This window comes from Ellagibacter sp., from assembly GCF_048412355.1.
In the GTDB taxonomy this organism is placed as follows: Bacteria; Actinomycetota; Coriobacteriia; order Coriobacteriales; family Eggerthellaceae; genus Ellagibacter.
This window is the reverse complement of record NZ_DBFSAP010000019.1, coordinates 33,206-46,489: the sequence shown is the minus strand read 5'-3', so window position 1 is coordinate 46,489 and position 13,284 is coordinate 33,206. Positions and strand designations below refer to the sequence as shown.

The window sequence follows — 13,284 nt, the reverse complement described above, 5'->3', positions numbered from 1 at the left end:
GTGTGGATGCGGCGGATATGCTGGCAGTAGACGTGCCTCGCGCGGGTGCTGCCGGCGTTTGGCAAGGGGAGGTCCCGCGGCAAATGGGATGTGGGCTTCACGCAATCGCGCAGGCAGCGACAGAACCCTTGCGCCTGCTCTCGCAACGTGGCTCCCCTGCGCTCGCTTCCAAGAGGCGCCCTTAAAATCCTGCTCTGTTTTCCCAGCTCAAAGGGGTCTCGTACGGAGCGTACGAGAAGTTTTCCGCGGCAATTTCAGCTAAATCACGCGATAAGACCGTGGCGCTGGGGCTCGATAATGATCGACGCCCGAAAAGGGAGGTGCTCCGGCGAATGCCGGGACGAGCAAAGGAGGGTTTTATGGTTAAAGGGAAAAGGGCACTTGGCGTGGTTGTTGCGACTGCGGCAATCGCTGCCACGATGGCGGTGGCTGGCTGTAGCGCTTCGGATGCGAATCAGGGCGGCGGCGAAACTGCTTCCATTAAGTCGGTGTCCTCGCAGGCGTTTGTCGATATAGACGGCGCGAAGACTCAAGCTGTTATCGTCGAATACTCGGACGATGTCGATGCGAGCTCCGTTTCGGCAGACGATTTCGAGGTAACCGACTACGCGACATATACGTACGGCGCGCAGGGCGCCGAGGGCTTTGAACGAGGGGACGGCGCCGCGGCTGGCACCGTTACGAAAGCCTATGTGAACGACGAACGCGCGACGAGCGACAAGGGCGGCGTCGACGCCGGCAAATACGTTGTGCTCGAGGTGAATACCGATTACATGCTCGCTGGCAATACTCCTGCCTACACTGCAACCGCCATGGTCGGCGTGAAGCAGACAGGTGAGCTCACCTCGAAGGGTAAAGCCGTCCAGGCAAGTTCCGATGAAGTGAACAACTATACCATAGAGGATGTTGAGCGCACGAAGCCGAACGGCGAGAAGGAAACGAAGACCGTTATCACGGCGGATGCGGAATCGATTATCCTTCCCGAGCTAGCAGGCGGCGATTCCTGGAAAATCGGAGAGAAGTTCGCGGCAGTCGATTGCTTTAGCGAGTACACTGGCGAGAAGTCGGATTTCGACTTGCTATACAGCATTTACGTTCCTCAGCTTTCCGATGCCGATAAAGGGCATGTGGCGCTTGCTCTGCATATTCTCGATGCGGGGTCGCTTGGCGAAGACCCCATGCTTACGTTGACTGAATCTCAGGCTCCTGTTGATTGGGCGTCGGATTCAGTGCAGTCGCAGCAGAAGACGATTGTCGTGTGTCCGCAGGTCAGCGAGGAGCAGCGCTCGTCCAACGACTACGTTGCGACCTCTGAGATCAACACGGCGCTGTGGGAACTTATGGATTACCTGGTGAACGATTCCGATTACGCCGACTATATCGATACGAACCGCATCTATGGCACGGGTCAATCGATGGGGGGTATGACGCTCATGGATATGGCGGCCCAACGTGACAATTATTTCGCGGGCTTCATGATCAGTGGTTCCCAATGGTCGAACTGTTACAACAAAGACGTGGCTTCTGAGGGTCAAGTTGCGCGCACTCTTGAAACTGATCCTCGTACTTTCGCGGGTGATTACGCGAGCGACCCGAATTTCGAAAACTGGTATTACCAGGTATCCGACGACAATATCCTCGTCTTCAATTGCGAGGGGGATGCGATGAGCCATGGGCTGTGGGAGTATGCGAACAAGTATTTCTCGGCGAACGGCGCAGCGCTCAACACGGCGATGATAGAGCCAGATGGAAATGTTTCTGCTGGTGATGGGGTGATCGAAAACCTGGTTTCCAATGCGGGCGCAACCGCCATCAATTGGATTACATTCAAGGGCGGAAGCCATATGTCAACGTGGAAATACAGCTACGAATTCACCGAAGGCTTCAAGTGGCTCCTTCAGCAAACGCGCGATTCCGAGATGAGCCGTGCTAAGGTCGAAGGGCTCAATGCTGAATATAACGGGACGACTGGAGATGGTTTTACTGGTGGAACGAAGGGCATGAATTCGGCTCTGTTCGGAATCAACGGCCCTTCCGAGGTGTATCCGGAGGGATGGACGCCCGAGAGCGTTCAAACTTACCTTGCTGCGCATCCTGACGCGAATAAGAAGAACGGTCCGACGGGCAAGTAGCTCAAAGTCTGCCAGCCCCTTGGCCCCTTGGGCCCAGTCCGACAATGCGACTGTCGATACAGAAAGGCGCTTGGAAGGATGCACGGCCTGAAGAAGGCTCGTAAGCGTCCGCAGTTCTCGAAGCGCTAGTTTCTTCTGGAACATACTCGGTTGCAAAACCCCGTCACTCATCCGAGCGGCGGGGTTTCTTTTTTGCCGCGCCGGGGATGTGGGTTGATGCTTGGGGAAAGAGGGTTTAAAAAGGGGAACCCCACAGTAGATGGGGGGCTGTAAGGTTTCCTTGGAGGCGCGTTGAAAACGTGAGCTCACGATAAAACATAGAAAATGTTACTAGTCAATATCCAATTCAGGAAAAGCTAGATTTGCGGTTGAAAATATTTAGTGAGTGGTCAAAAAAGTATCCAAATATGGTTGCATTAGGCTACTAATAACGGTATCCTGAATGCGTTTTTTAGGGGAGCGGTTGCGGTGAAAAGGGGCACGGCGGCCATCAATTGAGAAAGGGGAATCTCAATGAATGCAGCACTCGATAGGATCATGGAGGCTCGCAAGTACGACGGTGTTGCCGTGAAAGGCCAAAAAGTACCGCAGCCTTCGGGAAACCTGACGACTGCAGAGCATGATAAAGCGCGCGCTGGCTTGTTCCCGGCGCTCGTCGGCTCGGGCAAGTAGCGATTGTCTTGCTTCGATGACAAGGCCGGATCGGTTGCGAGGGGGCAACCGATCCGGCCTTTCTTGTACGGAGAGGTCAAGATGCTTTGGGCGGACGAATAGGCTTCTTCTCTCCCAAACTTGGCGCTCTTGCCCTCTCCAATGGATGCGTCGCAATGGCGCAGGGCGCCAAAACCGTGTTCGTATCCATCGGCACCACCCCAATCTTTCAGGAGCGCCGCCCGACAAGCAAACACTGCGAAGCGCATTATACGCGAAGGCCCCTGTCGTTATAGCTGACGCTGAGTGGCGGGGCGTCTTCTCTTGACGCCCGCGCGACTTTGCGAGAGCCATCGCGAGGTCGTTCGGAAGGTGACGTAACTTCTTTGCGCCCCATCGGGTACAATGAAACCATTATGGCTAGCTCATTCAACTTGAACGCGTACGGTGCAATGTTTCGTGTGAGGGCCGCCTACTCTTTCGAGGTAGGCGGTCTTCTTGTGCGTATGTACGCGTTCATGCGCACCATCGGCACCGTGTCCATGCTCACGCTTTCGGGGTATTCCTATTTCATGGCGGGCTTGGTTGCGTCGGTGGTGGCGTTCGCCCTGTTTTTGATCTCGCCGCGCGTCTCGAAGAAAATTGACGAGCGCGGTCAGGGCGCGATTGTTGCGCCCGCCACGTGCATCGCTCTGTCCGGTTGCGCAATCTTGCTGGTCACCGTGCTGCTCAAGCTGCCGATTGCGCTGTGCTTCGTGGGCGCGGTGCTCATGGGCTTTCTGCCTACACCTCAGGCGCTTACCCGTGCTCGCTGGGTTTACCTGGTGAAATCGGGTCGCCTGGGCGACGGTGCCCCAGAGCTTAAGACTGTCTTCTCCTACGAGGGCGTGATGGACGACATCGTCTTCATGGTGAGCCCCGCGCTTTCCATCGCGCTCGCTTCGGGAATCCACCCTATCGCCGGTATGGGATGCGGCTTTATCTGCTGCGTGGTGGGAACGCTTTTGCTCGCGTCGTCTAAGGATACCGAGCCGGTGCCGGGATGGGAAAAGAAGCTTGCGAACCAGGAAGGCGCCGTGTCTGCCGATTGCTCCGAAGGTGCTGCCTCGGCCGAGCCCGGTGTGGCGGCTGAAGGCTCGCGAAACGGAAGTGCTCCTGCAGCTGGCTCGGGCATCGCGTGCGACGTTTCCTCGGATGCGGTCGACGGTGCTCGCGCGAGCAAGAAGAAGCGATCCCGCAGCTTGTTTCTCGCGAATCCCGTGGTGCGCACGTTGTTCTTCTTGTCGCTTCTGATGGGCTGCTTCTTCGGTATCTTCGACACCGCCACGGTGTCCTTCGCGCAGATCGAGCTTAACGACCCGGTGTTCGCAAGCCTCATCCTCGCCATCGAGTCGCTCGTGTCGACCATCGTCGGATTCGTGTTCGGCATGATTCTTTTCACCGCACGTCAAAGCAAGAAGATGCTGGCGTTCTCCATCGTGATTGGCCTCGGCTACGGGTCGATGGTTTTCGTGAGCTCGTCGGTAAGCCTGCTTGTGGTCATCTTCGTCGCGGCGGGCACGTACGCCCCGTTCGTCATCACGCTGAACGAGACGGCCGAGCGCGCTGTGCCCGAGGCGAACATCACCGAGGCGCTCACGTGGGTGACCTCGGGCAGCATCTGCGGCCTTGCATTCGGGCCGACGCTCGCCGGCGTCATCATCGACACGTGGGGATCGTTCGCGTGCTTCGGCACGGGCGCCTTCGTTGTGCTTGCCATTCCGGTGCTGGCCATTCTTACCTATCCCATGATGAAGAAGCAGGTGGGGTAGGGGAAGCTGACGCTAGCGTTTTCGCTTTTTTTTGTCCGCGGCGGGTCGATTCTGGGGAAGAGGGCATTCTTGGCAACGGCACTTTCTTTCATGTATAATGCATGCAAAGAGCATGCGTTCATGAAAGGGGGTTGCCATGCCGGCTTTGCAAGTTCGCGATTTCCCCGAGGATCTGTACGAAAAGCTGAAAGAGGTCGCCGCGAGGGAGCACAGGAGCGTTGCGCAGCAGACCATCGTCGCTGTCGAGGCGATGGTGTCGGGTGAGTGTGCGCACGCGAAGGGAGAGCCTCGCCGTTCGCTCTATCTCGATTTCGACACGGAGACAAAGCGCGCCGCCCGCATCAAGAAGCGCCAGGAGCTGTTCGAAAGCGCGAAGGCGCATCCTCTGGTTTTGCCCCCCGATGCACCGAGCCCCGTCGATGTTATCCGCGAAGCGAGGGAAGAGCGAAGTAAGCATATCGGAGAAGTGCTTGACGAAATCATGGAGCGGAGGGTCTCCTATGGTGGTAATTGATGCAAACGCGGCTCTCGAAATGGCGTTCGAAGGCGAGCGCGGTGATGCTCTTAGGGATCTCTTACTGCAAGGCGAAGAAGCTATTGCTCCATCTGTCTTTCATTCCGAGGTGTCAAATGCATGCTTCAAGTATGCGACTCTTGGGTCGATGGGCGAGGAAAAAGCACAGGTCTTGCTCGATCGGGTGGAGGCCCTCGTCGATTGCTTTCATGACGACGCGTCGCTCGCGAAGGAGGCGCTCTCCGAATCAATTCGCTATCGGCATCCCGCATACGACATGTTCTATCTGGTTCTTGCCCGTCGGACAGGTGCGACGCTTTTCACTCTCGACAAAAAGATGTGGGCGCTTGCGCGCGACATGCATGTGAACTGCATCGAGGAGGCGGATCTGGCGGAAGCGACCGCATAGCAGTTTTGCGCTCAACAGTGCCGCATCTTCCCCTGCCTTTGACGCTCTCGTTGCAACAAAGTGTTCTTTGCCCTGTAAACTGTCCGAAACAATTCGCCGTTAGTTTGATAAGCGTTGGTTAAGGGGGCGTCGCGCGGAACTTCGTGTTATCGTGTCGAACAAGCGGCCATCAGCTAAAAGCTGCTATGGCACCCCTAAAGTAAACTGCGGTTGTGACCGCCTAATCGGCGTTTGAGACGACCAGTGAAGGAGCGCGGTATATGTCACACGTTTCAGAAATCTACGGATCGATGGTGTTCAACGAGCACACCATGCAGGAGCGTCTGCCTTCCGCAACGTACAAGCAGCTCATGAGGACCATCAAGGACGGCGAGCCGCTCAATCTCGAGGTTGCGAACGTTGTTGCCCATGCCATGAAGGAATGGGCGATTGAAAAGGGGGCCACGCACTACACGCACTGGTTCCAGCCCCTCACCGGCATCACGTCCGAGAAACATGACGCCTTCCTCGACCCGACGCCCGATGGCCGTGCTATCCAGAGCTTTTCCGGTAAGGAACTCATTCAGGGCGAGCCCGATGCGTCGAGCTTCCCTTCGGGCGGTCTGCGCGCCACCTTCGAGGCCCGTGGCTACACCGCGTGGGATCCGACGAGCTACGCGTTCGTGAAGGACGAGGTGCTGTGCATCCCCACCGCGTTCTGCAGCTATACCGGTGAAGCGCTCGACAAGAAGACGCCGCTTCTGCGTTCCATGGTCGCCATCGACGAGCAGGCGAACCGCGTGCTCAAGCTGTTCGGCGAGGGTCATCAGAAGGTCGTCACCACGGTCGGCGCCGAGCAGGAGTACTTCCTCATTTCCGAGAAGGATTATGCCAAACGCCTCGACCTTGTGCTGACCGGCCGCACGCTGTTCGGCTATCCGCCGTGCAAGGGTCAGGAACTTGAAGAGCACTACTTCGGCGCTATCCGCCCGACGGTGAACGAGTTCATGAAAGAGCTCGACGACGAGCTGTGGAAGCTCGGCGTTTCCGCGAAGACCAAGCACAACGAGGTTGCGCCTGCGCAGCACGAGCTCGCGCCGATTTTCTCGAATTCGAATCGCGCCATCGACGAGAACCTGCTCACGATGGAGAAGATGAAGCTCCTTGCCAGCCATCACGGCCTTGTCTGCCTGCAGCATGAAAAGCCGTTCGAGGGTATCAACGGCTCGGGCAAGCATAACAACTGGGCGATTTCCGCAGGCAAGAAAAACCTGCTCGACCCGGGCGAGAACCCGATGGATAACCTGCGCTTCCTCGTGTTTTTGACGGGCGTTATCCAGGCTGTTGACGACTATCAGGAGCTTTTGCGCATGTCCGTGGCGTCGGCCGGCAACGATCATCGTCTGGGTGCCAACGAGGCTCCTCCGGCGATCGTGTCCATCTTCCTGGGCGACGAGCTGGGCGCCATCGTGGATGCGCTCATCTCCGACAAGGAGTACACGTCCGCCGAGCGCGTGGCGATGGATTTGGGTGTGGCCGTGCTCCCGAACTTCCTAAAGGACAACACTGACCGTAACCGCACGAGCCCGTTCGCCTTCACCGGCAACAAGTTCGAGTTCCGCATGCCGGGCTCCGCGGTGAACCTCTCCGACGCGAACACCATTCTGAACACGGCCATGGCAAAGAGCCTGAAGGAGTTTGCCGACGCCATGGAGGGCAAGTCTGGCGATGAATTCGAGGCGGCTGCCATTGCCTACATTAAGGATGACCTGCGCAAGCACCAGCGCATCATCTTTAACGGCAACGGCTACTCCGACGAGTGGCCAGTGGAAGCCGAGCGCCGCGGCCTGGCGAATCATCCCACGACTGCCGACGCGCTGCCGTGCTTCATCGATCAGAAGAGCATCGATTTGTTCGGCGAGTTCAACGTGCTCTCCGAGGTCGAGGTTCGCTCACGCTACGAGGTGAAGCTCGAGAAGTACAACAAGCTCCTCAATATCGAGGCGCGCACGATGAAACGCATGGTTCGCCGCTTCTTCCTGCCTGCAATCAACAGCTTCGCAGCTGACGTGGCGAGGGATATTGCCCAGGTCAAGGCGGCGCTGCCCTCTGCCGATCAGACGTTCCAGGAGAAGAAGCTGCAAACGGTGGTCGACGGCGCGAAGCGCGTGGAAGAGGCGCTCGACGCCCTCAACACCGCGCATCTTGCCAATGTCGAGATCGCCGACCAGCAGGAGCGTGCAAACGACAACGCGCACCATGTCATCCCGCTTATGGACGAGCTCCGCGCTGCAATCGACGCGATGGAGATTGTCGTCGACGACAATCACTGGCCGGTGCCGACCTACAACGAGATTCTGTTCTACTGCTAAAACGCAAGGTCATAGCCATATGGAAGAGCCCCGAGATATCTCGGGGCTCTTTTTTGATGATGTTCGAGCCCCCGACACCGTACGTTTTTTTCGATGGGGTTCGGTGTCTGCAGAATCTTGACAGGCTAAGGTGATGCGAAGGCGTATTGTGGGATGGGTGGGCGAAAAGCGAATTACCAGTACCGGCGTTTTCCCCATTTGTTGGAGCGATAATTGCTATTTCGGTCGTCGTCTTTTTCCATATAGTACTTCCCTGACTTGCTGATTCTTTTCGTGTAGCCGTCTATGCTCTCGCCAACTTTTTGGTGAAGTCGCTTCTCCGGAATCCTGCGGTTGTAATCCCATTCGTCGTCATCGTCATCGTCCCATTCGTCGTCATCGTCGTCCCAGTCATAATCCCAATCGTCGTCATCGTCGTCCCAGTCGTCGTCTCGCTCCATATAGTAAGAGCCGTCGCGTGCGCGGCGTTTGGTCCATCCCCCGATGCTCTCGCCGACTCTCTGATGGGCTCTCGTCGAGGATATCCACTGACCGCTTTTCTTGTCGTAGAAACCGCCGCCGCTGTATTTCTTGTAATATGACATGCCGAACTCCTTGTGCGAACCTGTGGTCTTAGAAGAGTGATTGCTGGGGTTGTTTCAGAGTCCTGATGTCCTTCTCCTTTCTCGGCTTGACGATATCCCTGTCGTCAAGCTCGCCGAAAATGAGGGGGGAATTGGGGTTGTGCGAAGCTTGGTTTTTGAGAACCGCTTGCCTTCCATAGTTGGCATAGCAATACTTGCATCCGTGTGCGCACGTGTTGAACGTTCCAATGTCGATGCTCGAAACGCACCCGCAAACAGAACGTTGAGCAGGATCTTTTCCCGCGCTAAGCGGACAACCGATGATTCTCTCGATTAAATCTCCGTCGATGCATCGGGCGTGCGAAATGCCATATTTCGCCAGGTCGATTTCTTCTGCGCATGTTTCTAGCTTGATGTTTTTCGGCAGGGCTATTTCTGTGAGTAGCTTGGCGATTTCGACCATTGTTTTCGTGTCGGGAGGCTCGATACCCAACTGTTTGATTGCCTTTTGAATCTTTGCATAAGGGTCAAGGAAGCTGAAAATGCATTTCTCGGTATACCCTTCTAGCTGATTTGCGAGGCGGGCGAATTGCTCCGCATGATAATCGACGGGGTAGTCGCCTCCGACGAAGATGGGGTCGTAGCGCCAGACAACCTTTTCGGGCCCGCATTGGTCGGAGAGACGCTTGAACGTTTCGACAAGAACGTTCTTGCCAGGAAGGTTCTCCTCTATCGATTTGTCGTAGGGGTTGAGCGTGAATTGGAAATAGTAGTGATACCCGAGGTTGTCGATTTCGGGGAGCTTTTCGATGAGCCGCGAGGGATTCTTCGTCCAGAAGACGATGCAGTCAACATTCTCCGGAGTTAATTTCACTTCCGATACCTGATGGTAACTCATGGGATTGCGCACAAGGACATAGCCTTCTCGAAGGCGGTTGAGAAGCCATTCTGCGTAGAATGCTGGGATGTCGGTGCGTCTGCTAGCGCTGAGTATCATTGAATTTCCTTTGGCCGTTAATGAACTCTAGGTAGATGTCTGACTTCTTTTTCCAAGTTTTATCCACCTGTTTCTTCCAGTCATCGATGGAATTGCATTTCTTTAAGATTTTCTCAATGGGCCAGTTTTTCTTGGGTCGACTAGCTGTGCGTGAATCTTCCGTGTCGCGTATCTCGTAGAGGTTTGGCCATTCTCCGATTATCAATTCTTTTTGTTCGCGCCAGGGGTTCGTTTTTGTTTCGCAATGCGGTTTGTCGGAGATCTCCTCATAAATGCGTCGCATTGCTTCTTCCGCATATCCTTTTGGATAGCTGGACAACGTTGCGTCTATGACTGTTTTCGGCATCGCGGAGTAGCCGTAAACTGCGCCCCATAACGCATAGGCAAAGCTCAGGTCGAGAATACCGTTTGAGAGCAAAACGCATTCGAGGTCCTCCAGGGAATCCATGCTCCCCTTTTTGCAGAATATGGCGAATGACTTCATAGTTTCGTTTGGCGCTTCATCCGGTTTGAGGGGGGCTATCCCATTCCAACTGTCGTGGAGCATTTTAAGAAATGGCTCAAATTCTTGCCATTGTTGTTCGGGGTATTTTCTTTCTAGCTCTTCTGCTATTTTCCTCACGTAACTTGGCTTGTCCTCGGTAAAAAGGCGAGCATATTTGGCGAGAGTTAGATTGAGGATGAAAACAGCTTGGCGATTCTCGTTCGATCGGATGATGGTTAAATGCTTCTTGTCAACTGATGGGATGTCGTCAATGGCAATAGGTTTGGGCGGGTACACTTCCTTGGTAATTTCCTTTATCGCCTCATCGATATATGAATTGACATCTGCGCTGGTATTTCCTGCGAACTGACCAAGCTGGTAAACCCCCGCTTCTTTTATTGCCGTTGATTTGATCCCAGGGGAGGCGCAGGAAGCGAACATCACATTATACGCAGCGCTTTGTTCATCCCACCGCATGCAATACTTCTCAATGGTAGGTTCCTGCGCTTTCTCGAGGTTTCCGTTGATGTCGTTACGCAGGTTCGCCATTGAATCCTTGTCCGTCGACTTCGTTTCGCCGATCTGCGTCGACAGGGAGTCGCGCATCTTTTCGAGGAGTTTTCTGAGCTCGGCATACGACTTGTCTTCTCGGGAAAGGTTTGCCCCAATGGTGTATCCCCAAAGGGCACCCTTGAGCCGATCCCTCCGGGCATCGCTCTCAAGGAAATCCTGCTCGATTTCCTCATGGCTATCGGTTATGCATTTGTCGGAACCGCTGAAGCTTGAAATAATATTTGCGTCGAGCGATCCGATGGTTGTGAATCTTTTTTTATACCATGCAACCAGCTTCGTCTCGATGCTCTTGTGGGTCGCAGTCGTCGTCTCGTTCATCTCTTTTTGATTACGGAAGATGAATCGCACGTTGAAGGGATTGAAGTAAAGGGTCTTGCCGATATAGAGGATTATGCCGTCCTCGCAGCTTTTTTGCCGAAATTCATTTTCGTTAAGATTGATATCGATCTCGAGAATGAGCGGGAACCCGGGAACATCGTCGGAGAGTTCAAACTCAGGGCATGAGCGAAATAGGGGGAGGAGAACCTTATTATCATTTAGAGGAATAGCGGTAAAATAATTGTAGCTGAACCCCCTTTTCTCATAGAACCCGCAAGGGGAAATGCTCTCGTCTGCCAAAAGGCAATTGAAGTTATTGGTTGATGTGGGAATGTAGTATTTCATATCTTATCGTTGTCCTATCAGCTCCGCGCAATGGTTAAAAGGGGATGTCTTCGTCGTATACGCTGCTTGATGCATTGATCACTGGCGTTTTGTTTTCGCCACCAAGCCAAGTGCTGGTCGAATTTGAGAGAGGGCTGTTGAATAACTCGTTCGGAATGCCGCATAAAAGGGGGCTGAGATAGTCGGTGTATGTGACGTAGAGCGCTTGATACGTTCTTGTTACTGCCACATAAAGGGCATTGCTGAAACGGTCCCCAGCCGTGCACTCAGGAATGAACACCGCCTCGAACTGGGCACCTTTGGCGCTATGGTAGGTCATGAGTTTTGGATTGGTCGTGCTCCAGTTCAAGTCCATGTCGCTACTAGTCTTCTTTTCGACGCTCAGCCCGTTTTTGCTGAAGAAGCGGGCTGCTTTGTCAACATCTTCATTTTTTGGAAAGAGGATGCCGATGTCATCAAATTCTCGGTTGTTGATAATTGAGGCGATTCCTTTCATTTCCTCTTCATATGAATCAAATTTGAGGATATAAGGCTTTTCCGAGCCTTCGTTTCGGCAACGGTTTTCGAGATCGTCCCCCTCTGGACAAATGCACTGCGCGAATCTTGCGATTTTTTTAGGGAGCCGGTGGTTGAAGACGAGGTTTTCCGTGCTGAATCCGGTCGCCGCAGCAATCTCTTCAATGGAAAGTGGGGTGTCCTCTGCGAGCCATCCGTAGAGTTGCTGAGCGCTGTCGCCGTAAAAGAGTGCGATTCGGGCATTGCGTATGAATGCGTTAATTGCTTCTTGCCCGAAATCCTGCACCTCATCCACGATGATAAAGTCGCTCTTTTTCGGGTTATTCTTCCAATGATGCCAATAGTCGACAAGCGATGAGTTGATTCCGATGGCGCGAAGGGCTTCTTCCATATAGGACTTGAGTGCCTTGGTGAATACGATGATTTGCAGAGAGCCACGGTTGTTGGAGACGATATCGTGCGCTTTCCAGAGGGCAAGAATCGATTTTCCGCTTCCCGCGCACCCTTTCACAATGAATGATTTGTCGACTTTCTTATTGAGCACTTGACGCTGGAAGTCGTCAAGCTCGGATTCTCGTACGTAAAAACTGCGCTTACTCATTTCTGGCATTCCTTCCATGTCTCGTTTAATGCGTTGGGATTTGCCGTCAGGGATTTATCGGGAAGGCGTCTTTTTCACAGGTGCTTTCGAGCTGCGAAGAGCAAGGCGCTCGATTTTGCGGGCAATTTGGGGGACTGATCATGCAAGGCGTTGGCTGTTTTGATGGAAGGGCGATACCTGTTGCTCTTGAGATGATTCGATAATTGACTTTGCTGCAATCGCAGGACGTTCGGGAGTGCTTAACCTCGAATTTCTTTTGTGAATAACAGCAGCTAGTGCGGCATGGGCCATGCAATTCTCGGCATGGAGCTGGTGCTATGATCCCGAATTCGGGCATGCTCTCAAGCGTTTTGCTCGTTTGAGAATTCATGAGGATGGGAAACCATGGGCCATCCTTGGTAACTTTTGTTGCGACGTCGAGTAGGAGGCATATTCCAGTAGTGGGGGAGAGGAGCGGCAAAAAAGATGCAAGAAAGTTGGAATACGCTTGGCTGGGCTGCTCTTTCCCCATAGACACCATTTCGCTAATCATTTTTGAAGAGAGAAGGATGTCTGTCGTCCCTTCAGCATGGAGGACGCAAGTGGTGTCGATGTAATCTTTGAAGCTATCGATAGTGTAGTCTTCCGCCCGGAAGTCAATTTCGAAACGGTAGTGCTGCTTGGCTTGGTGAATGAGCTTCTTTGCGATGTCTCGCGCAGGTTTGTTGCCCTCAATGCCGGTAAGAAATACCTGGCGAATATTTGGCAGATTCTTGTCGATGGCACTCAAGATGCCAAGTGCGTCACCGCATGTTCCCGATCCGATCGAGAGGATATTGAGTGTGGTTTGATTTTGGAAGGCCTTTGCAATTTCGGCGGTGTGAAAGAGGTCGTCGAAGATGCAGTAGCACTCAGCATAGCTCCTCGGAAGATAAGTTCCTGCGTAAATAAGTGCTTTATCTTGCGAGGACTCAAGGTTGCAGTCGAATGCTCTTTCGGTCTTCGAGGGCTGATATGATGCCTTGAGCGTTTCGAACAAG

Annotated in this window: 11 protein-coding genes; 6 read left to right on the top strand and 5 right to left on the bottom strand. The window is 54.0% G+C overall.

The annotated features are described in order from the left end of the window. Positions 1-359: 359 nt before the first annotated feature. The 6 genes from ACMRQN_RS02475 (at position 360) to ACMRQN_RS02450 (ending at position 7,868) form a co-directional block, all read left to right on the top strand. Positions 360-2,132: a hypothetical protein gene (locus ACMRQN_RS02475; RefSeq protein WP_418733672.1), complete on the top strand. Its 1,773-nt coding sequence runs from the start codon at positions 360-362 to the stop codon at positions 2,130-2,132. Between the two features lie 513 nt (positions 2,133-2,645). Then, complete coding sequence (locus ACMRQN_RS02470; protein WP_170264577.1) at positions 2,646-2,804, top strand: hypothetical protein; 159 nt, start codon at positions 2,646-2,648, stop codon at positions 2,802-2,804. Positions 2,805-3,199: 395 nt separating this feature from the next. Continuing rightward, complete coding sequence (locus ACMRQN_RS02465; RefSeq protein ID WP_418733671.1) at positions 3,200-4,594, top strand: MFS transporter; 1,395 nt, start codon at positions 3,200-3,202, stop codon at positions 4,592-4,594. Positions 4,595-4,730: 136 nt separating this feature from the next. Beyond that, positions 4,731-5,108: an argininosuccinate lyase gene (locus ACMRQN_RS02460; RefSeq protein ID WP_418733670.1), complete on the top strand. Its 378-nt coding sequence runs from the start codon at positions 4,731-4,733 to the stop codon at positions 5,106-5,108. Next, positions 4,996-5,517 carry a type II toxin-antitoxin system VapC family toxin gene (locus ACMRQN_RS02455; protein WP_418733669.1) on the top strand — a complete coding sequence of 174 codons (522 nt, stop codon included), beginning with the start codon at positions 4,996-4,998 and terminating at the stop codon, positions 5,515-5,517. Before ACMRQN_RS02460 ends, ACMRQN_RS02455 begins: the two co-directional genes overlap by 113 nt. Before the next feature lie 260 nt (positions 5,518-5,777). Beyond that, complete coding sequence (locus tag ACMRQN_RS02450) at positions 5,778-7,868, top strand: glutamine synthetase III (protein WP_417299841.1); 2,091 nt, start codon at positions 5,778-5,780, stop codon at positions 7,866-7,868. Positions 7,869-8,041: 173 nt separating this feature from the next. On the opposite strand, the gene ACMRQN_RS02445 is transcribed toward ACMRQN_RS02450, so the two are convergent. From ACMRQN_RS02445 to ACMRQN_RS02425, 5 genes are read right to left on the bottom strand one after another with little or no spacing between them, the layout of a single operon-like run. After that, entirely contained in the window at positions 8,042-8,452 is a 411-nt protein-coding gene (locus tag ACMRQN_RS02445) for a hypothetical protein (RefSeq protein WP_418733668.1), read from the bottom strand. A gap of 28 nt (positions 8,453-8,480) precedes the next feature. Next, complete coding sequence (locus tag ACMRQN_RS02440; protein WP_418733667.1) at positions 8,481-9,428, bottom strand: DUF1848 domain-containing protein; 948 nt, start codon at positions 9,426-9,428, stop codon at positions 8,481-8,483. Further along, complete coding sequence (locus ACMRQN_RS02435) at positions 9,412-11,148, bottom strand: hypothetical protein (RefSeq protein ID WP_418733666.1); 1,737 nt, start codon at positions 11,146-11,148, stop codon at positions 9,412-9,414. Before ACMRQN_RS02435 ends, ACMRQN_RS02440 begins: the two co-directional genes overlap by 17 nt. A gap of 34 nt (positions 11,149-11,182) precedes the next feature. Next, positions 11,183-12,265 (bottom strand): ATP-binding domain-containing protein, encoded by a 1,083-nt coding sequence (locus ACMRQN_RS02430; RefSeq protein ID WP_418733665.1) that lies wholly within the window; start codon positions 12,263-12,265, stop codon positions 11,183-11,185. Between the two features lie 46 nt (positions 12,266-12,311). Beyond that, on the bottom strand, positions 12,312-13,283 hold the full coding sequence (locus ACMRQN_RS02425) for a hypothetical protein (RefSeq protein WP_418733664.1): 972 nt from the start codon (positions 13,281-13,283) through the stop codon (positions 12,312-12,314). Position 13,284: the final 1 nt, after the last annotated feature.

Excerpts from the sequence above, each read along its gene's own strand:
- ACMRQN_RS02430 (WP_418733665.1), bottom strand. The coding sequence starts at position 12,265 with ATGAGTAAGCGCAGTTTTTACGTACGAGAATCCGAGCTTGACGACTTC.
- ACMRQN_RS02435 (WP_418733666.1), bottom strand. The coding sequence starts at position 11,148 with ATGAAATACTACATTCCCACATCAACCAATAACTTCAATTGCCTTTTG.
- ACMRQN_RS02470 (WP_170264577.1), top strand. The coding sequence starts at position 2,646 with ATGAATGCAGCACTCGATAGGATCATGGAGGCTCGCAAGTACGACGGT.
- ACMRQN_RS02460 (WP_418733670.1), top strand. The coding sequence starts at position 4,731 with ATGCCGGCTTTGCAAGTTCGCGATTTCCCCGAGGATCTGTACGAAAAG.
- ACMRQN_RS02475 (WP_418733672.1), top strand. The coding sequence starts at position 360 with ATGGTTAAAGGGAAAAGGGCACTTGGCGTGGTTGTTGCGACTGCGGCA.
- ACMRQN_RS02445 (WP_418733668.1), bottom strand. The coding sequence starts at position 8,452 with ATGTCATATTACAAGAAATACAGCGGCGGCGGTTTCTACGACAAGAAA.
- ACMRQN_RS02465 (WP_418733671.1), top strand. The coding sequence starts at position 3,200 with ATGGCTAGCTCATTCAACTTGAACGCGTACGGTGCAATGTTTCGTGTG.
- ACMRQN_RS02450 (WP_417299841.1), top strand. The coding sequence starts at position 5,778 with ATGTCACACGTTTCAGAAATCTACGGATCGATGGTGTTCAACGAGCAC.
- ACMRQN_RS02440 (WP_418733667.1), bottom strand. The coding sequence starts at position 9,428 with ATGATACTCAGCGCTAGCAGACGCACCGACATCCCAGCATTCTACGCA.
- ACMRQN_RS02455 (WP_418733669.1), top strand. The coding sequence starts at position 4,996 with ATGCACCGAGCCCCGTCGATGTTATCCGCGAAGCGAGGGAAGAGCGAA.